Here is an 18201-nt window from a genome sequence, read left to right on the forward strand (position 1 = left end):
TGCGGGTGGAGCAGGTGCCTCCAACCTAGGGCGGTGGCGGGTCGCGGGGCCAGGGCTCCGCGCCTCCGAGACGGGGAGGCGGGCCCCGGGAACGGCGGAAGGGCCGCCCCGGCGGGGACGGCCCTTCTGCGATCAGTGCCCGAGGATCAGCGCTTCACGGTGAAGGCGAGGGTGATCGCCTTGCCCGACTGCGCCCCGGTGACCGTCACGCTGTAGTCCCCGGGGGTGGTGGGGGCCTTCGCCGTGGCGGTCAGCGCGCCGTCGGCGAGGTCGCGGGTCGCGGTGCGCTCCGTGAAGAGCGGCGCGGAGCCGACGAGCTGCGTGTCGCCGTCGAAGCCCTCGGCGGTCAGGGTGATGCGGGCTCCGGGGGCGAAGGTGCTGCCCGAGAGCTCGGCGGTGGCGCCGAAGCTCAGGTTCCGGATGTCGCGGTCCAGGCCGAGCGCGTTCGTGATGGTGAAGAACGTGTCGGTCTGGTCGGTCAGGCCGGCGACGTTCGCCGCGCCGGGCCCGTAGGCGGCGATGCGCAGCTGCGTGCCGGTGTGCTGCTGCGAGCCGCCCTCGGCGGCCGTGCCGTAGGACACCTTCATCGTGCTGCCGTCGACCGTCTTCAGCGCGGTGCTGAGCGAGGTCGGCGGGGTCGAGTCGACGATCTGGCTGGAGTGCGCGTGGTCGGCGGTGACGATGACGAGGGTGTTCCCGTCCGCCTCGGCGAACGCGAGCGCGGCCTGGACGGCCTCGTCGAGGTCGACGGTCTCGCCGATCTGGCCGCAGGCGTTCGCGGCGTGGTCCTGCTTGTCGATGCTCGCGCCCTCGACCTGGAGGAAGAAGCCCTCGTCGCCGGTGTCGAGCAGGTCGATCGCCTTCTCGGTCATCGCGCGCAGGGTGGGCTGCTCGGCGGGACGCGAGGGGTTCGCCACGCAGGTCTGCGGCGCGGCGTCGGCGCCGCCGACGGTCGCGGGGGTCGGCGCGTAGCGCACCGGCAGGTTGCCGGAGTTGAACAGGCCGAGCACCGGCGCGTCCTGGTCGGCGACGGTGAGCGCGTCGAGCTGGTCCGCGGTAGCGGCCGTCGTCGCATCGCCGAGCACCTGGTAGCCGCGCTCGTCGGCCTGCTGGAACAGGGTCTGCCCGGCCCAGTCGCCCGCCTTCGCGGTCTGCGCGAACGTGGCGGAGCCGCCGCCGAGGGTGAGGTCGGCGCGGGTGTCGAGGATCTGCTCGCTGATCGAGCCGAGTCCGCCGTTCTCGAGCGCATCGTCGCCGCAGCTGGCGCTGTCGGGTCCGTAGCAGCTGCGCGCGTCGACGTGCGCGGCCTGCACGGCCGGGGTGGCGTCCTGGATCTCGGCGGTGGTGACGTTGCCGGTCTTCAGGCCGTTCGCCTTCGCGATCTCGAGGAGGGTGTCCTTGCGCTCCTGGTCGATGTCGACCGAGATCGCGTTGTCGTAGGTCTTGGTGCCGGTGGCCCAGGCGCTGCCGGTCGCGGCGGAGTCGGGGACGTAGTCCGGGGCGCCCTTGACCGCGCCGGTGGCGGGGTCGTCGGCGCGGTAGAGCGAGTAGGTCGTGTACTGGCCGGTGATCGGAAGGGCGTCGATGCCGGGGAAGCGGCCGGCGGCGCCGTAGGCGTAGTTGCGGGCGACCGTGATCTCGGAGTCGCCCATGCCGTCGCCGATCAGGAGGATGACGTTCTTCGCGTCCTGCTCCTTCACCGCCGCGCGCAGCGAGTCGGAGAGGTCGGCGTCGACGGGGGAGATGCGGGCGGCGCCGCCGGTGGCGGAGAGGTCGGCCGCACCGATGGCGGTGGCCGCGCCGGGGGCGGCCAGGGCGGCGCCGCCGACCAGGGCGACGGCCGCGAGGGCCAGTGCGGTGCGTCCGCGGTGCGCGGAGCGGGGCAGTCGTGTCACGTCGTGGACTCCTTGGGGTGAGGGCCCCTGAGAAGGGGCTCACCCAGCACACTCCTGATCCCCGCTCCCGTGGGTGAACGGAGATGCATAGCCGGGTGAACTTTCCGCGCGCCGGACCCCGTGGCGAGCGCGCGCAGTGACCCCGTGCGGGGGACAACTCGGGCGGAACCGGCACCGGCCTGACCGGCGGGCGCTAGCGTGACGCCCGGTGTCCGCCGCGCCGCCGATCCCGCCGAGAGGACCTCCCCCCATGACCACGCCCCGCCCCGTCTCGCGCCGCACCGCGACGACCGCCGCCCTGTGGAGCGCCCCCGTCCTCTTCGCCGCCTCCGCCGCTCCGCTCGCCGCCGCCTCCGGGGAGGTCCGCGCCGCACTCGCCGTCTCCGGCGGCCTCACGAACGGTGGCGGCGACCTCTACGCCGGCCAGTTCACCCCGGTGGTCTCGGCCTCGCAGGACAGCGAGCCCGTGCGCGACATCCTCGCGCGGGTGACGTTCGACACGGGCGACAGCGACGTCGTGCTGACCGACTTCGTCCTCGAGGACGGTCCCTGGGTCGTCCGCGAGGCGCTCGGGTCCCGCACGCCGGGCGTCGTCGTCCTCGCCTGGTCGGACGCGACCGGCCTCCGCGACGGCGAGTCGCCGGTCCCGCCGCAGTTCAGCGTCCACTCCTCGGGGTACATCGTCAGCTGCCTCGTGGCGCTGTCGAGCACCTCGGCCGCTCCGTCCAGCGACTACCTGATCATCGCGGTCGTCTGACCGCCGGCCCTCAGAGCGCCCGCGGCCGGTACGTCTCGATCAGCGCGTCGAAGAGCCGGTCCGTCCGCTCGTCGACGGTCCGCCGCGCCGGGTCCGCGTCGTACCACTCGACGATCTCGCGCGCGCCGTCGCTGAAGCGGGTCGAGGGCGAGAACGCCGGCACCAGGCTCCGGATCTTCGCGTTGTCGAAGACCATCGAGTGCGCCTTGTCGCCGACGATGCCCGCGCCGAGCTCCGGGTCGGCGGCGGCGATCGCGTCGGAGGCGATGTGCACGATCCGCGCCTCGGTGCCGGCGGCGGCTGCGAGGTCGTGGTGGATGCGGTCCCAGGTGGGCGCCTCGTCGCCGGTGATGTGGAACGCCTCGCCGATCGCCGCTGACGCGCCGAGCAGCCCGACCAGGCCGACGGCGACGTCGCGGCTGTGGGTGATCGTCCACAGCGAGGTGCCGTCGCCGGGCACGACCACCTCGAGTCCGCGCCGCATCCGGTCGATCACCGTCCAGCCGCCGTCGACCGGGAGCGCGGTGCGGTCGTAGGTGTGCGAGGGCCGGACGATCGTCACCGGGAAGCCGGTGCGCCGGTACTCGCCGACCAGCAGGTCCTCGCAGGCGATCTTGTCCCGCGAGTAGCTCCAGTACGGGTTCCGCAGCGGCGTCGACTCCGTCACCGGGAGTCGCGCCGGCGGCTTCTGGTAGGCCGACGCGGAGCTGATGAAGACGTACTGGCCGGTGCGCCCGGCGAACAGGTCGATGTCCTGCTGCACGTGCTCGGGGGTGAAGGCGGCAAACTCGATCACCGCGTCGAATCGCTCGTCGCCGAGCGCCTCGCGCACCGAGCCCGGATCGCGGACATCGGCGGTGAGCGTCCGGACGCCGTCGGGCAGCGGGCGGATCGAGGTCCGACCCCGGTTCAGCACGGTCACCTCGTGCCCGACCGCGAGCGCGCGGCGCACGCCCTCCGAGCTGATGATGCCCGTTCCTCCGATGAACAGCACGCTGAGGGGCACGGCGGACCCGACCTTCCGTTGAGGGGCGCGCGCGCCGCTCCGGGAGCGGAGGGACGTCGTCGGGCACCGGCTCCATCCCCTCACACCGCTGCGGTTCCGTCGAGGGGCTAGCGTGAGGGGTGACGGTTCTGCGGGGGGCCGACTCGGGGGAGTCATGAACGGACGGTTCGACGGACAGCGCGACGAGCAGCGCGACGGACGGCGCGCATGGACGGCGTGGCGGCGGTTCTGGGAGCGCGGCGGGTTCCGGCGAGCCCTCCTGCTCGCTGCCGTCTACTACGGCCTCTACGAGCTGATCGGCTACCTGCTCGGCTTCGTGGTCGGCGACACCGGCAGCGCGCTCCACGGCGAGGAGGGCTCCGCGACCGACGTCTTCTTCTCGATCGGCCTGCCGATCCTCCTCGCGAGCGTGCTGCTGGTGCTCTTCGCGCTCTCGCTGGGGTGGCTGCGCGAGCTCTTCGCGACGCAGACGATCCGCGGCCGCGGCTGGATGTGGATCGGCACCGGCGTGATCCTCGCGATCAACGTCTCGGCGCTGCTCGACATCGACTACGCCGATGCCGGGGGAGCACTCGTCGCCTCCTGGCTGCTGACCGGGCTGTTCGTCGGCTTCGCCGAGGAGACGCTCACCCGCGGATTCGTCGTGAACCTGATGCGCAAGCGCGGCCACGGCGAGATCCGGGTCGCCCTGGCCTCGGCGGGGATCTTCGCCGCGCTGCACATCGGCAACGTGTTCACGAGCGACCAGGGCGTCGCCGTCACCGCGCTCCAGGTCGTCTACACCTTCGGCTTCGGCATCGTGATGTACCTGGCGCTCCGGGCGACCGGCAGCCTGCTCGGGCCGATCCTGCTGCACGCCTCCACCGATCCGACGCTGCTCCTGCACGCCGAGCACCCGGCGGGGACGATCGCCGGGCTCCTGCCCGCGTTCAGCACCTACCTCGTCATCGCGACGGGACTGATCCTGCTGCTCGTGCTCGTCGTGAGCGAGCGGCGCCGGCGGCGCAGCGCCCTCGAGCAGGGAGCGACGGCATGAGCGCCGAGCGCCGCCCGGTCCCGCGCGTCATCGCCGTGGGCGTCGCGGCCGCCGTGCTCTACGTGCTCATCGCCGCCGGCGTCGGCACGCTGCTCGATCCGCTCGCGGGCGGCGACGAGACCCTCGACTTCGTCATCGGCACCTGGCTCCCCGTCGGGGTCCTCATCGCCCTCGGTGTGCTGTTCCTGCGGCGCGCCGGCTGGCTCCACGAGGCGTGGACCGCCCCGTCGCCGTTCACCGAGCGGCGGCGCTGGTGGCTGCTGGCGATCCCCGTCGTCCTCGTCGTGCAGACCGTCCTGCTCCTGCTCGCCGTGCCCTGGGCGGAGCGGGAGCTGCCGATGGTGCTGGTCTTCCTGGTCGGCTGCCTCCTGATCGGCGCCGGCGAGGAGCTGTACTTCCGCGGCCTCTTCCGCGTCGCGGTCCTCGGCCACCACGGCGAGCTCGCCGCGCTGCTGATCACCTCGATCGCCTTCGGCCTCGCGCACACCGCGGGCTACCTGCTCAACGGCGTCCCGCTGCCGGCGACCGCGCTGGCCGTCGCCTTCCTCGCGATGGACGGCGCGATCTTCTACGGCGCGCTGCGGGCGACCGGAACGCTCTGGGTGCCGATCGTGCTGCACGGCCTGGGCGACTTCGCCCGCTTCCTGCAGCAGGGCGGCGACGACCAGTCCGCCACTCCCGGCCTCGGCGGCGACACCACCACCGCGCTCGTCGAGTACGTCCTCATCGGCCTCTCGATCGCGATGGTGGTCAGCGTCGCCCGCAGCGACCGGCGCGAGCGGCGCGCCCGGAAGGCGCGGGCCGCGACGACGTGACGTCCTGCCGCGGTGCCCGTCCCGACGGGTACTGCCAACCCCTCCCAGCGGCCGCGCTCGCGTTCTAGCGTGGAGGGATGACTCAGCAGCTCACCCTCAACAACGGCGTCACCCTTCCCGCTCTCGGGCTCGGCGTCTTCCAGAGCGCGCCCGAGGAGACGACGGCCGCCGTGCTGTCCGCCCTCGAGGCCGGCTACCGCCACATCGACACCGCCGCCGCCTACGGCAACGAGCGCGAGGTCGGCGAGGGGATCCGCCGCTCGGGCCTGGACCGCTCGGAGGTGTTCGTCGAGACGAAGATCTGGGTCACCGACTACGGCTACGACGAGACGCTGCACGCGTTCGAGAAGGCGACCGGCAAGCTCGGCGTCGAGCAGCTCGACCTGCTGATCCTGCACCAGCCCGTCCCCTCCCGCTTCGACAGCACGATCGCCGCGTACCGGGCGCTCGAGAAGCTCCTCGCCGACGGCGGGGTGCGCGCGATCGGCGTCAGCAACTTCACGCCGGCGCACCTCGCGCGGCTCCTCGCCGAGGTCGACGTGATCCCCGCCGTCAACCAGGTCGAGCTTCACCCCTACTTCAGCCAGCCGGATGTGCGCCGCGAGGACGCGGAGCGCGGGATCCTCACCCAGGCCTGGTCGCCGATCGGCGGGATCACCTTCTACCCCGGCTGGGGCGACGAGCGCCGCAGCGTGATGGACGACGCGACGATCGGCGCGATCGCGACCGAGCACGGCAAGAGCCCGGCGCAGGTGATGCTCCGCTGGCACCTGCAGCAGGGCCGCTCCGCGATCCCCAAGTCGACGAACCCCGAGCGGATCGCCGCGAACATCGACGTCTTCGACTTCGAGCTGAGCGACGACGAGCTGACCCGGATCGACGAGCTCGACACCGGCGTCCGCAGCGGCCCCGACCCCGACGTGGAGCGGCCGGCGCTGTTCGAGCGCACGATCCCCGAGGCGTGAGGGCCGACGGTACGGGTGCCGGCCCTCTCGGCGGGGGAGCAGGAGCGGTCGGATACCGTGACGACGCACCCCGAGCACAGCCACCCCGACGCACAGGAGGAGACACCATGACCGACCCGATCGGCATCCCCGAGGCCACCGCCCTCGAGAGCACCCGGCGCACCATCGCGATCCTCGGCGCGGGGGGCGACCTCACCGAGCGGCTGCTCCTGCCGGGCCTGGGCCGCGTCGCCGAGCTCGCCCGCGACTCCGAGCTGACCCTGATCGGCGCCGCGCGCACCCCGCAGACCGACGACGAGTGGCAGGGCCTCGTCCGCCGCAGCCTCGAGTCCGCCGGCATCGCCGCGCACACCGTCGACGACCTCGCCTCGCGCGCCCGCTTCGTCGCCACCGACGCCTCCGACCCGGACCAGCTGAAGGCCCTGCTCGACGCCTGCCCGTCCACGCCCGTGCTCTACGTCGCGCTGCCGCCGGCGATGGGGCACAGGGTCGCCGACTCGCTCTCGAAGCTCGAGCTCCCGGAGGACCTGGTCGTCGCGATCGAGAAGCCGTTCGGCGAGGACCTCGACGACGCGATCGCGCTGAACGCCGCCTTCGCTCCGGTGATCTCCGAGGACCGCCTTTGGCGCATCGACCACTTCCTCGGCAACGCCACCGTGATGGGCATGCTGGGCATGCGCTTCGGCAACCGCCTGCTGGAGGCGAGCTGGAGCGCCGAGCAGATCGAGAAGATCGAGATCGTCTACGACGAGACCCTCGGGATCGAGGGCCGCGCCGCCTTCTACGACGGCACCGGCGCCCTGCGCGACATGCTGCAGAGCCACCTGCTGATGGTACTCGCGCTGACGACGATGGAGCGCCCGGAGGAGGTCTCGCCCGAGCATGTGCACGAGCGGATGGCCGAGGCGCTCGGCGCCGTCCGCCTCTGGCGCGACGACCCCGCCACCGCCCGGCGCGCCCGCTACACCGAGGGCCGGGTGGACGGCCGCTTCTTCCCCTCCTACGTCGACGAGCCCGACGTCGACCCCGAGGCCGGCACCGAGACTCTCGCGCAGCTGCTGCTCCAGGTGGACACCCCCCGCTGGGCCGGCGTGCCGTTCGTGCTGCGCTCCGGCAAGGCCGTCGGCGACCCGCGCCACGAGGTCGCCGTGCACTTCCGCGCCGCGACGCCGCCGCGGGGCCTGCGCTCCGGCGACGACGCGTCCGGCACGGTCCTGCGGATGTCGCTCAAGGGCGGCGACGTGAGCCTCGACCTGCTCGTCAACAGCGCCGACGACCTGACCGACGTCGAGCGCACCACCCTGGAGGCGCAGCCCGGCGCGGCCACGCTCGACCCCTACGCGCAGGTGCTCGCGGGGATCCTCCAGGGCGACACCCTGCTGTCGGTCCCGGGCGCCGTCGCCGAGCAGTGCTGGCGCATCGTCACCCCGGTGCTCTCGCACTGGGCCGAGGGCGGCACCCCCCTCGACGAGTACGAGGCCGGGAGCGCGGGCCCCGAGGGCTGGTAGCGCGCGCTGCAGGACGGTCGAGCAGCCCAGGCGCGCATCGAGACCCGCGCCCGCAGCTCTCAGACGTCGACGAGGACCGTGCGGGTCGGAAGGCCGAGGAACGCGGGGGCCTCACCCGTCGTCTCGGGGGAGACAGGGCCTCGCGTCACGGTCGCTGTGACACGGAAGCGGCCGGGGGGAAGCGGCGTCAGTGCGCAGAACATCCGTCCCGGTCCGAGGGGCGCCACCTGCATCAGGCGTCCTTCCCGGTCCGTGTACATGCCGCGGCTCGGCGAGCTCCCGGCCGGGATCACGAGGTGGGCGCAGCGTGGCCGGTCGACGACGAGCCACTCCGACCAGTGCCCGACGTCGTGCTCGGCGGTGACGTCCATCCGGGCGTCGCTGAGGAGCTCGACGGGTGCTCCGGGCGGTCCGCTGTGCGCTGCCCGGAGCTCGAGGACGAAGTTCCCCGACGACAGGGAGTCCAGGAAGAGGCCGACGTACGGCCCGACCTCGAGTGGTCGCGGGGCGGATGCGGCGGCTGCGGGCGCGCCGACCGCCGTGGCGATGACGGGCGCCGACCACGCCATCGCCATCGCGGCCCGGCGGGTGACTCCGGGTACGTCGGGACGACTGTCGGACACGAGAGACCTCCCTGTGGTCGGGCGGCTCCTCGCGATGCATCGAGCCGCTGATGCCGGACGATCCCGCCATCCTCGGCCTCCGGTTCTGATCCGCCGAATCCGTGGCGCGATGCAGCAGACCTGGCACGAGGTCGTCCGGTCAGGCCACGAGGCTGAGGGTCTGCGTCCCGAAGCCGAGCGCCGTCTGCGCCTTCGGATCGGCGCCCGGGTGGACGCGACCTCGCGTCACGGTGGCCGTCACAGCGAACCGTCCCTTGGGTTGCGAGGTGAAGCTGGAGTACCCGCTCCCCACGATCCTCGCCACCTGGAGGGTCACCCCGTCCTTGCCGGTGTACGACCCGGCCGAGGGGTAGGACCCGGCCGGGAGCAGGAGATGCCCGGCCCGCGGGCCGTCGACGACGATCCCCGCGGCCCAGGTCTCGACGTCGTGCTCCGACGCGATGTCCACCCTCGCCTCGTCGGCGAGCACGACGGGAGACCCGGCCGGTCCGCTCCTGGCGACCCTCAGGTCGATCCGGAACTCGCCCGCACGGCGGGGGATGAGGATGAGCCCGACGTACGGTCCCTGATCCACCGGCACCGGTGCGGAGGAGGCCGCGCCCGGCGCTGCCACGGCGGCCGAGACCACGGGGGTGGTCCACGCGACCGCCGCCACGGCGGTCCGGCGCGTCACCCCCCGCTCGGCGCCGTCCCCCTGATCGAAGCGTGCATGGTCCCGTCGAGCGTCCGACATCGTCTCTCCCTGATCGCGCCGGTGCTCGTGACAGGCGGGAGACGTGCACCGATCCTCCGCTGGAAGTCCGAAGTCTCCGGTCCGGGGGCCGACGCCGCCGAATCGGTGGCACGATCCCGTCGATCTGGCAGCGACAGGTCGGCGTCAGCTGGGCGTCAGGGCGTCGCGGAGGCGGACGCGGGAGCCCATGCGCAGCAGGGAGTTGGTGTAGATCCGGCTGGCGACGGCCATCACGGCGGCGGTGGCGACGACGAGGAGGCCGAGGGAGAGCAGCGGCTCCCACCACTCGGCCTCGCCGAAGAACAGCCGCACCGGCATCGCGACCGGAGCGCTGAAGGGCACGTAGGACAGGATCGTCATCACCAGCGGGTTGTCGCCGAAGAGCACGACGCCGAAGTACGGCACCATCACGAGCATCATCGCGGGGGTCATCACCGAGCCGGTGTCCTCCTGCCGGGAGACGAGCGCCGCGCCGGCCGCGAAGACGCTCGCGACCAGGACGAAGCCGAAGACGAAGAAGACGACGAACCAGATCAGCGGGGCCGACAGCAGGTCGAGCAGCTCGGTCTGGCCGGTGATCGCGAGCCCGAGGGCGGACGCGGCGGCGATCGCGGCGGCCGTGCCGACGCCGATCACCGAGTTGCCGAGGATCTTGCCGGCCAGCAGCGCCCGGGCGGGCACCGCGGCGAGCAGGATCTCGACGATGCGGGACTGCTTCTCCTGCACGGTGTTCTGCATGATCGTCGCGCCCGAGCCGAGCACGGCGAGCATGAACACCAGGCCGAACGCCAGGCCGATCAGCGTGCGAAGACCCGACGGCGTCTCGGAGGGCTCGAGGAGCTCGACGGCGGGGCTCGCCGAGAGGGCCGCGACCAGTCCCTCCGGTGCCTCGTCGAGGGCGAGGACCGCGAAGCCGAGCGCGTCATCGCTGGGGACGAGCGCCGCGTCGACGTCGCCGGAGCGCACCAGCTCCTCCGCCTCCGCCGCCGTGGCGACCTCGGTGACGTCGAGGGTGTCGGCGGGGACCACCGAGGAGCCCGCGGAGCCGACGACCGCGACCGGAGTCGCGTCGGCGGTGCGGCTGCCGAGCACGTTCGAGAGCACGATCCCGCCGATCACCAGCACGAGCGTGATGACCGTCGAGATGAGGAACGCCTTCGACCGCACCTGGGAGAGGATCTCGCGCTCCGCGACCAGGAGCGTCGCGCCCCAGGTGCTCAGCCGGCCGTCCTGCGCGCCGGTGCCGGTGCTCCTCGTGCTGCTCGTCGTCATCGGACCGCCTCCGTCTCCTTCTCGGCGCCCGCGGGCGCGCTCACCACGATGTCCCGGAAGATCTCTCCGAGGGTCGGCCGCACGGGCCGGAACGACGACACGGTGCCGCGCTCGACGGCGGCGCGGAGCACGGCGTCGGCGGCTCGCGGGTCGGCGTGGAAGAGCACCGACGTGCCGGCCAGCTCCTCCACTTCGACGCCGGGGACGCCGCGGACCCAGCCCGCGTCGCCGTCGATCTCGAGCGACCACCGGTCGCCGGAGTACTGCTCGCGCAGCGCCTCGCGCTCGCCCGCGGCCTTCACCTGGCCGCCGGCGATGATCACCAGGTCGTCGCAGAGCCGCTCGACCACGTCGAGCTGGTGCGAGGAGAACAGCACCGGGATGCCGCGTGCGGCGTGCTCGGCGATCACCGTGACCACCTCGTCGACCGCGAGCGGGTCGAGTCCGGAGAACGGCTCGTCCATGATCAGCACGTCCGGGTCGTGCACGAGGGCCGCGGCCACCTGCACGCGCTGCTGATTGCCCAGCGAGAGCGCCTCGAGCTTGTCGCGTCGGCGCTCGATCAGGCCGAGGCGCTCGAGCAGGTCGTCGGCACGCTGGACGGCGGTGGCCTTGTCGATGCCGTGCAGCCGGGCCAGGTAGGCGAGCTGCTCGCCGATCTCCATCTTCGGATAGAGGCCGCGCTCCTCGGGCATGTAGCCGAAGCCGTGCAGCGCCGCCTGGCCGACCGGCGTGCCGTCGAGGAGGACCTCGCCGGAGTCCGGGCGCAGGACGCCGAGGATCATCCGCATCGTCGTGGTCTTCCCGGCGCCGTTCCCGCCGACGAAGCCGGTGAGCCGGCCCCGCCCGACATCGAAGCTGACGTCGTCGACGGCGCGATGGGCGCCGAAGCTGCGACTGATGTTCTGCACGCTGAGCATGCGACCTCCTCGGATCCGACTGACCCCTCCACGCTAGGGAGGGCGCGTCTCCGGCACCTCCGGCGCGGGACTGAACGGCGGCCTCCACCTCGGGGCGGAGGAGGCGCGCGCGGACGCAGGCGGGGTCAGAGGGAGAAGCGGATCGTCCGCGACGCCAGGCCGATCGCGCCGTAGCCGCGGCCGTCGGTGCCGGTGTAGACCGGACCGCGGGTCACGGTGGCCGTGACGGTGACCAGTCCCTTCGGGAGAGGGCTGAACGTCGAGGACAGCCCGGAGGCGGCCGACCCCAGCTGCAGGGTCGCGGTGTCCTCCAGGGCGATGCTCCCCACGTTCCGGTAGGAGCCGGGAGGGATCACGAGGCGGCCGGCCCGGGGACCGTCGGCGACGATCCCTCCCGACCAGACGTCGACGTCGTGGTCGGTCGTGATGTCGATCCGCGCCTCGAGGGGGAGGACGACGGGGGAGCCGGCGGGCCCGGTCCGCGCCACGCGGACCTCGACGACGAACTCGTCGATCGCCTCGGCACTCCGGGTGAGCACCACGCCGACGAAGGGCCCCTCCGCGGACGGCGGGGCGGACGCTGCGGCCCCGGGGGCCGAGACGGCCGCCGCGATCACGGGGATCGTCCACGCACCCGCCAGGGCGGTCCGTCGCTGGAGCCCCGGTGCCGGCGAGTCCGCTCCCTGTCCGTGCGTGCCCTGGGTCATCGTCTCTCCTCCTGCGCCGGTGCGCGTCCCCGGTGGGACCCCGATCCTCCGGCGTGCGGCTCGTCGCCGGGAGTCTCCCGCCTCCCCTCCGACGCTCCGCAATCGGTGGCGCGGTGAGCGGTCTCTGGCGGGATCGCTCAGGACGCGGGAGCCTCCGGGGCCCGCCGCGGGTCGACCAGGCCGGAGCGGTAGGCGAAGGCGACGGCCTGCACGCGGTCGCGGAGGGACAGCTTGGCGAGCACGTTCGAGACGTGGGTCTTCACCGTCGCCCGCCCGACGGCGAGGAGCTCGGCGATCTCGTCGTTGGAGAGCCCCTGGGCGAGCAGGCGGAGCACCTCGAGCTCGCGGGCGGTCAGCGTGTCGGGGGCCGCCGAGGGCGGCGGCGCCGGGAACGGCGCGGACGACCGGTCGCGCTCGCGGGCGACGGCGCGCTCGATCACCGCCCGGGTCAGCTCGGGCGCGAGCAGGGCGTCGCCCGCCGCGATCGCGCGGACTCCGGCGACGAGGCGCTCCGGCGGCGAGTTCTTCAGCAGGAAGCCGCTCGCGCCCGCCTCGAGCGCCGCGACGAGGTAGTCCTCGCGCTCGAACGTGGTCAGCACGAGCACTTGCACGGTCGCGTCCGGCTCGGCGAGGATCCGCCGGGTCGCCTCGAGCCCGCCGATCCCGGGCATCTCGACGTCCATGCAGACGACGTCCGGGCGGGTGCGCGCGACGACCTCGACGGCCTCCTCGCCGCTGGAGGCCTCGCCGACCACCTCGATGCCGGCCTGCAGCGAGAGGATCGTGCGGATGCCCTGGCGCATCAGCGCGTGGTCGTCGACGAGGACGACGCGCACGCCCGGACCGCCGCTCACGCCCGCACCGCGAGCGGCACGGCGACGCGCACGACCCAGCCGGAGCCGGCCCGCGGCCCCGTCTCGAGGACGCCGTCGAGGGTCGCCGCGCGCTCGCGCATCCCGAGCAGGCCGAGGCCGCCGCCCTGCCGGCGCGGGCCGGGGCGCCCGAGTCCGTCGTCGGCGACCTCGAGCTCGACGGAGTCGCCCTCGTAGCGCAGGTGCACGCGCGCGCGGGTGCCGGGTCCGGCGTGCTTGAGGACGTTGGTGAGCGACTCCTGGGCGATCCGGTAGAGGTTCAGCCCGACCAGCGCGGGGAGGTCGACGGGCTCGCCGACCACCTCGAGCGAGACGCGCAGCCCCGAGGCCTCCGCGTCCGCGATCAGCGCCGGCAGCGCGCCCAGGTCGAGCGAGGCGGTGACCGGGTCGAGCACGGACTCCTCGTCGCGCAGCGTGCCGAGCAGCTGGTAGAGCTCGCCGACCGCCGCGCGGGACGTGCCCTCGAGCGCCTGGAGCTGCTCGTGCGCCTTCGCCGGATCGGCGTCGACGAGCATCCGCGCCGCTCCGGCCTGCACGCCCATCAGCGAGACGTGGTGGGCGACCGCGTCGTGCAGCTCGCGCGCGATCCGCAGCCGCTCGATCGTGATGGCCTGGCGGGCGACGGTGGACTGCTCCTCCTCGAGCTGGCGGGTGCGCAGGTCGGTCAGGGCGCGCTGGCGGGCGGAGGCCCAGGCGTGGTCTCCGAACCACCAGGCGCCGGCGAAGTAGAGGACGTTGATCAGGATCTGCTGGAGCATGTACGCCGCGACCGGGGTGAGCGCGCCGATCCCGGCACCGTCGAAGTCGAGGTCCTGCGTGCTCGCGCGGAAGAACGTGACCAGCAGCCAGACCGCCATCACGGCGACGAGCACGCCGCGTGCCCAGCCCGCCCGCGTCCGGTTCGGCTCCCACGCGCCGACGCTGTAGAGGGCCATGAACAGGGCGATGTTGCTGATCGTGAGCTCGGGCACCCTCAGCTCGCCGACCAGCAGGAACGCGGCCCCGATGACCGCGAGGACGGGCACGGGCGCCACCCGGCGGAACGCGAGCGGCAGGATGACGACGGCCAGCACAGCGGCGCTGAGCGCGGGCGACGCGGGATCGGTGAACAGCCCGATCGCGCGGCCCAGCACCAGCGAGAGCACGGCGGCGCCGAAGAGGACGGCGGCGGTGGCGGCGTCGGCGCGGCGCTGGTCGGGCGTGGCGGGCGACCGCCGCCAGGCGCGGGAGTCCGGAGCGGCAGTCATCCCGCCAATGTAGCCGGGACGCTCAGGACTGCGGGTGCGGGTGCGTCCGCTCGAGCGCGGCGCCCTCCAGGTCGACGTCCGGGAGGAGGCGGTCGAGCCAGCGGGGGAGCCACCAGGCGGAGCGGCCGAGCAGGTGCATCAGCGCCGGCATCAGCAGCATCCGGACGACGAACGCGTCCAGCAGGACTCCGAACGCGAGGCCGAAGCCCATCGAGCGGATGATGGTCGACTCCGAGAAGATGAAGCCGCCGAAGACCGCGACCATGATCAGGGCAGCGGCGATCACGACCGCCTTCCCGGCCTGGAAGCCCTGCGCGACGGCGAGCCGCGCGCTCGCCCCGTGCACGTAGGCCTCGCGCATCCCCGAGGCGAGGAAGAGCTGGTAGTCCATCGCCAGCCCGAAGAGGATCCCGACCAGGATCACCGGCAGGAAGCTCAGGATCGGCCCGGTCGAGTGCAGCCCGATCAGGTCGGCGCCCCAGCCGAACTGGAAGACCGCGACGATCAGCCCGTAGGTCGCGAACAGCGACAGGATGAAGCCGCCCGTCGCGATCAGCGGCACGAGGAGCGAGCGGAACACCAGGATCATGATCAGCAGCGAGAGCCCGACGACGACCGCCAGGTAGGTCGGCAGGACATCGTTCAGCCCCTCGGAGATGTCGATGTTGGTCGCCGCCTGGCCGGCGACGCCGAGGACGATGTCGTCGGCCACCGGCGGCAGGGCGCGGAGGTCCTGCACGAGGGCCTCGGTCGAGGCGCTGTTCGGGCCGTCGGTCGGCAGCACCTGGAAGGCGAGCAGGGTGCCGTCGTCGGAGGCGGCGACGGGCGCCACGGCGACGACATCGTCCTGCTCGGCGATCGTGCGGGCGACGTCGACCTGGGTGGCGAGGAGCGCGTCGTCGGCGACCCCGCCGGGGACCGTCGCGGTCACGAGCAGCGGGCCGTTCGCTCCGGCGCCGAACTCGTCACCGACGATCTCGAAGGTGCGGGCGCTCGTGGAGCCCTCGGGCTCGCTCGCACCGTCGGGCAGACCGAGGCGCATCGAGAGCGCGGGGATCGCGATGACGAGGAGCACGGCGACGGTGCCGACGACGGTGAGGACCGCGCGCAGGGTCGACATCGGCGCGACCGTCTTCGCCGCCGCGTGGTGCACGACGGCCGAGCGGGCCTTGCGACGCAGGAGCCGGGTGCCGAGCAGGCCGAGGATCGCCGGGGCGAGCGTGACCGCGATCAGCACGGCGACCGCGACGCAGACCGCGCCGACCGTGCCCATCAGGCCGAGGAACGGGATGCCGGTGACGTTGAGGGCGAGCAGCGCGACCACGACGGTCGAGCCGGCGAAGACGACGGCGGTGCCGGAGGTGCCGTTGGCGAGGCCGATCGACTCCCGCACCTCGACGCCCGAGAGCAGCTGCTTGCGGTGCCGGTTGACGATGAAGAGGGAGTAGTCGATCCCGACCGCGAGACCGAGCATCACGCCGAGCACCGGGGTCACCGAGGCCATGTCGATGACGCCGGAGAAGGAGAGCGAGGCGGTGACGCCCACGCCGACGCCGACGAGCGCGGTGACGATCGGGAGCGCGGCCGCGACGAGCGAGCCGAGCATCACGATCAGGACGACGCCGGCGAAGACGAGGCCGACCGCCTCGCCGACGCCGAAGATCTGCGGGACGCCCTGCGCGAGATCGGTCGCGAAGCTGACGTCGGCGCCGGCGACCGGGGCGGACTCGAAGTGGTCGATGACGCCCTGCTTGACCTCCTCCGGCAGCTCCAGGCGCGGCTCGGTGAAGGAGACGTTGACGATGGCGGTCGAGCCGTCCGCCGAGACGACGCCGATGCCGTCGGCGAGCGCGAGCAGCTCCTCGCCCTGGTCGAGCGGTGCGGCGCCGGCCTCGAGCTCGGTGCGCGAGGCGTCGAGCGCGGACTGCTGCGCGGTGAGCTCGGCCTGCTGCGCGTCGAGCTGCGCCTGCTGGGCGTCGAGGGCGGCGAGCTGCTGCTCCGGAGCACCGGCGGCGACCGCCTGCTCGCGGACCGCGGTCAGCTGCTGCTGGCCTGCGGTGAGCTGGGCCTGTCCCGCGTCGAGCTGCGCCTGCCCGGCGTCGAGCTGCTCCTGACCGGCCTGGAGCTGCGCCCGGCCGTCGGCGAGCTGCTGCGCGCCGTCGAGCTGCGACTGGCGCGCGGCGAAGGGATCGACGACCGCGGCGACGCCCTCGAGATCGGCGGCCGAGGCGGCCAGCGCCGAGATCGCCGACTCCTGCTCGGCGGAGAGTGCCGAGCCGTCGGCGCTCCGGTAGACGACGGTGCCGGTGCCGCCGGCGGTGTCGGGCAGCTTCTCGGCCAGCTGGTCGGTGACGGCGCCGGACGCGGTGCCGGGGATGTCGAAGCTGTTGGTCAGCGAGCCGCCGACCGCGAGGAAGGCGCCGACGCCGACGCCGAGGATCACGACCCAGGCGACGATCACCGCCCACGCGCGACGAGCGGCGAAGGTGCCCAGACGGAAGAGCAGGGAGGCCAAGGAGGAGTCCGATCGAGAGGGGGGCCCGGCGTCGGGCGGCGGCGGTCGCTAGATCATACGCGACGTCTCGTCTAGCGTCGCTGTACGCTCGACGCATGACGGAGCATCGGAGCGGACCGGTCCGCAGCGCCGCGGCCCGGGAGTCGGTCCTCGAGGCGACCGCGCGGCTGTTCGTGCAGCAGGGCTGGGATCACCTCACGATGGAGGGCATCGCGAAGGACGCCGGGGTCTCCAAGCAGACCGTCTACCGCTGGTGGCCCTCGCGCGGTGCGCTGATCGCGGACTGCATGATCGAGGGCCGGCTGGTCGCGATCGAGGTCGAGCCGCCCGACACCGGCGATCTGCGCCGCGACCTCGGGGTCTGGCTCGCGCCGATCCTGGAGCTCGCCGGCACGGAGACGGGCGCGTCGCTGATCCGCTCGCTGATCGCCGCCGGAGCGGAGGACGCCGCCGTGGGGGAGCGCCTGGGCCGTGCCTTCGGCGTCGACCAGACGCTCTCGGACCGGTTCGCGAAGGCCGTCGAGGCCGGGCAGCTCCCGGCCGACACCCCCGTCGACGAGCTGGGCCTCTCGATCCTCGGGACGATCGTCCTGCCCGTCGTCGGGCGCCGGCCCCTGGTCGCCGCGTCCGTCCTCGGGCACGTCGACTTCCTGCTCCGGCCGCGCGGCTGAGGCGGCGGCCGGAGCAGGGGGGCCTCACCGGATCAGGGCCGGATCAGAGCCGGATCAGGCCCAGGCCCAGGAGGCGAGGACCGACTCGGCGACGGCCTCGCGCTGGTCGTCGTCCACGGTGGGGCTGAACGAGAAGGTGACGACATAGGTCTGGCCCTCGTCGGTGACGTAGTACTGCTCGACGGCGTAGGTCGCCCCCGACGCGGTCAGGTTCGCGCTGAGGTGCGCGGACTCGGCACCGGCGACGACGACGCGGTCGTTCGCCTCGACGTCGGTGGCGCCCGCGCCCTCGAGCTCGGTGACCCCGGCGTCCTCGACCTGCTCGGCGGAGACCTCGCCGGCCGGGCTGAGCACGACGTTGACGTTGTCGGCGAAGCCGTCGGTGTCGGTGAGGTCGGCGGCGAGGGTGTCCGCGCCCATCGTCGCGGGGTCGGCGTCGGGGGCGCCCCAGCCCTCGGGAACGGAGTAGGAGTAGCCGTCGCCGGTGATCGTGTCGCCGGTCGCGGCGGCCGTCTCGATCTCCTCGGCGTCGCTGCCGGAGTCGGTGGCGGCGGGGGAGGAGCAGCCGGCGAGGAGGACGAGGAGGGCGGCGGCGGTGGCCGTGCTGGCGGTGGCGCCGAGGCGCGCGGGAGCGCCGGAGCGCGTGATTCGTGACATCC

The 18201-nt window shown here is 73.4% G+C and carries 17 protein-coding genes; 6 read left to right on the forward strand and 11 right to left on the reverse strand.

Features of this window, described 5'->3' with window-relative positions; genetic code table 11:
• Positions 1–146: 146 nt before the first annotated feature.
• On the reverse strand, positions 147–1895 hold the full coding sequence (gene phoA / locus GTU73_RS10540; RefSeq protein ID WP_244231599.1) for an alkaline phosphatase: 1749 nt from the start codon (positions 1893–1895) through the stop codon (positions 147–149).
• A gap of 250 nt (positions 1896–2145) precedes the next feature.
• On the opposite strand from phoA, the gene GTU73_RS10545 reads away from it, so the two are divergent.
• The gene (locus GTU73_RS10545; protein WP_160089255.1) at positions 2146–2652 is read left to right on the forward strand and encodes a hypothetical protein; all 507 of its coding nucleotides are present in this window, start codon (positions 2146–2148) and stop codon (positions 2650–2652) included.
• A gap of 10 nt (positions 2653–2662) precedes the next feature.
• Here the strand turns inward: GTU73_RS10545 and GTU73_RS10550 are convergent, their stop codons facing one another.
• Positions 2663–3658, reverse strand: a complete 996-nt coding sequence (locus tag GTU73_RS10550) for an SDR family oxidoreductase (RefSeq protein WP_244231600.1) — start codon at positions 3656–3658, stop codon at positions 2663–2665.
• Between the two features lie 154 nt (positions 3659–3812).
• Here GTU73_RS10550 and GTU73_RS10555 point away from each other — a divergent pair, with 154 nt between their 5' ends.
• The 4 genes from GTU73_RS10555 to GTU73_RS10570 all read left to right on the forward strand — a co-directional run bounded on the left by GTU73_RS10555 (position 3813) and on the right by GTU73_RS10570 (position 7982).
• The gene (locus tag GTU73_RS10555; RefSeq protein ID WP_160089259.1) at positions 3813–4694 is read left to right on the forward strand and encodes a CPBP family intramembrane glutamic endopeptidase; all 882 of its coding nucleotides are present in this window, start codon (positions 3813–3815) and stop codon (positions 4692–4694) included.
• Positions 4691–5509 (forward strand): CPBP family intramembrane glutamic endopeptidase, encoded by an 819-nt coding sequence (locus GTU73_RS10560; RefSeq protein WP_160089261.1) that lies wholly within the window; start codon positions 4691–4693, stop codon positions 5507–5509. Before GTU73_RS10555 ends, GTU73_RS10560 begins: the two co-directional genes overlap by 4 nt.
• Before the next feature lie 77 nt (positions 5510–5586).
• On the forward strand, positions 5587–6474 hold the full coding sequence (locus GTU73_RS10565; RefSeq protein WP_160089263.1) for an aldo/keto reductase: 888 nt from the start codon (positions 5587–5589) through the stop codon (positions 6472–6474).
• 107 nt (positions 6475–6581) lie between these two features.
• Positions 6582–7982 (forward strand): glucose-6-phosphate dehydrogenase, encoded by a 1401-nt coding sequence (locus GTU73_RS10570; protein WP_208543656.1) that lies wholly within the window; start codon positions 6582–6584, stop codon positions 7980–7982.
• Between the two features lie 59 nt (positions 7983–8041).
• On the opposite strand, the gene GTU73_RS10575 is transcribed toward GTU73_RS10570, so the two are convergent.
• The 8 genes from GTU73_RS10575 to GTU73_RS10610 form a co-directional block, all read right to left on the reverse strand.
• Entirely contained in the window at positions 8042–8605 is a 564-nt protein-coding gene (locus GTU73_RS10575) for a hypothetical protein (protein WP_160089265.1), read from the reverse strand.
• A 139-nt stretch (positions 8606–8744) separates the two neighbouring features.
• Positions 8745–9278, reverse strand: coding sequence for a hypothetical protein (locus GTU73_RS10580; RefSeq protein WP_160089267.1), 534 nt, complete (start codon positions 9276–9278; stop codon positions 8745–8747).
• Between the two features lie 204 nt (positions 9279–9482).
• Positions 9483–10610 (reverse strand): ABC transporter permease, encoded by a 1128-nt coding sequence (locus GTU73_RS10585; protein ID WP_160089269.1) that lies wholly within the window; start codon positions 10608–10610, stop codon positions 9483–9485.
• Complete coding sequence (locus tag GTU73_RS10590; RefSeq protein ID WP_160089271.1) at positions 10607–11530, reverse strand: ATP-binding cassette domain-containing protein; 924 nt, start codon at positions 11528–11530, stop codon at positions 10607–10609. The genes GTU73_RS10585 and GTU73_RS10590 overlap by 4 nt, the downstream gene beginning before the upstream one ends.
• 125 nt (positions 11531–11655) lie before the next feature.
• Positions 11656–12237: a hypothetical protein gene (locus GTU73_RS10595; RefSeq protein WP_160089273.1), complete on the reverse strand. Its 582-nt coding sequence runs from the start codon at positions 12235–12237 to the stop codon at positions 11656–11658.
• A gap of 137 nt (positions 12238–12374) precedes the next feature.
• Positions 12375–13091: a response regulator transcription factor gene (locus GTU73_RS10600; protein WP_279630793.1), complete on the reverse strand. Its 717-nt coding sequence runs from the start codon at positions 13089–13091 to the stop codon at positions 12375–12377.
• The gene (locus GTU73_RS10605) at positions 13088–14356 is read right to left on the reverse strand and encodes a histidine kinase (protein WP_160089275.1); all 1269 of its coding nucleotides are present in this window, start codon (positions 14354–14356) and stop codon (positions 13088–13090) included. The genes GTU73_RS10600 and GTU73_RS10605 overlap by 4 nt, the downstream gene beginning before the upstream one ends.
• A gap of 22 nt (positions 14357–14378) precedes the next feature.
• Positions 14379–16871, reverse strand: a complete 2493-nt coding sequence (locus GTU73_RS10610) for an MMPL family transporter (protein ID WP_160089277.1) — start codon at positions 16869–16871, stop codon at positions 14379–14381.
• Between the two features lie 95 nt (positions 16872–16966).
• Here GTU73_RS10610 and GTU73_RS10615 point away from each other — a divergent pair, with 95 nt between their 5' ends.
• Positions 16967–17542: a TetR/AcrR family transcriptional regulator gene (locus GTU73_RS10615; protein WP_160089279.1), complete on the forward strand. Its 576-nt coding sequence runs from the start codon at positions 16967–16969 to the stop codon at positions 17540–17542.
• A gap of 54 nt (positions 17543–17596) precedes the next feature.
• On the opposite strand, the gene GTU73_RS10620 is transcribed toward GTU73_RS10615, so the two are convergent.
• Positions 17597–18199 carry a hypothetical protein gene (locus GTU73_RS10620; protein WP_160089281.1) on the reverse strand — a complete coding sequence of 201 codons (603 nt, stop codon included), beginning with the start codon at positions 18197–18199 and terminating at the stop codon, positions 17597–17599.
• Positions 18200–18201: the final 2 nt, after the last annotated feature.

The sequence above is a fragment of the Rathayibacter sp. VKM Ac-2804 genome, from assembly GCF_009866655.1.
GTDB lineage: Bacteria > Actinomycetota > Actinomycetes > Actinomycetales > Microbacteriaceae > Rathayibacter.

What these genes read in the sequence shown, in the direction of transcription:
- GTU73_RS10545 (WP_160089255.1), top strand. Translation starts at nt 2,146, where the DNA reads ATGACCACGCCCCGCCCCGTCTCGCGCCGCACCGCGACGACCGCCGCC.
- GTU73_RS10555 (WP_160089259.1), top strand. Translation starts at nt 3,813, where the DNA reads ATGAACGGACGGTTCGACGGACAGCGCGACGAGCAGCGCGACGGACGG.
- GTU73_RS10560 (WP_160089261.1), top strand. Translation starts at nt 4,691, where the DNA reads ATGAGCGCCGAGCGCCGCCCGGTCCCGCGCGTCATCGCCGTGGGCGTC.
- GTU73_RS10565 (WP_160089263.1), top strand. Translation starts at nt 5,587, where the DNA reads ATGACTCAGCAGCTCACCCTCAACAACGGCGTCACCCTTCCCGCTCTC.
- GTU73_RS10570 (WP_208543656.1), top strand. Translation starts at nt 6,582, where the DNA reads ATGACCGACCCGATCGGCATCCCCGAGGCCACCGCCCTCGAGAGCACC.
- GTU73_RS10585 (WP_160089269.1), bottom strand. Translation starts at nt 10,610, where the DNA reads ATGACGACGAGCAGCACGAGGAGCACCGGCACCGGCGCGCAGGACGGC.
- GTU73_RS10590 (WP_160089271.1), bottom strand. Translation starts at nt 11,530, where the DNA reads ATGCTCAGCGTGCAGAACATCAGTCGCAGCTTCGGCGCCCATCGCGCC.
- GTU73_RS10595 (WP_160089273.1), bottom strand. Translation starts at nt 12,237, where the DNA reads ATGACCCAGGGCACGCACGGACAGGGAGCGGACTCGCCGGCACCGGGG.
- GTU73_RS10605 (WP_160089275.1), bottom strand. Translation starts at nt 14,356, where the DNA reads ATGACTGCCGCTCCGGACTCCCGCGCCTGGCGGCGGTCGCCCGCCACG.
- GTU73_RS10615 (WP_160089279.1), top strand. Translation starts at nt 16,967, where the DNA reads ATGACGGAGCATCGGAGCGGACCGGTCCGCAGCGCCGCGGCCCGGGAG.
- GTU73_RS10620 (WP_160089281.1), bottom strand. Translation starts at nt 18,199, where the DNA reads ATGTCACGAATCACGCGCTCCGGCGCTCCCGCGCGCCTCGGCGCCACC.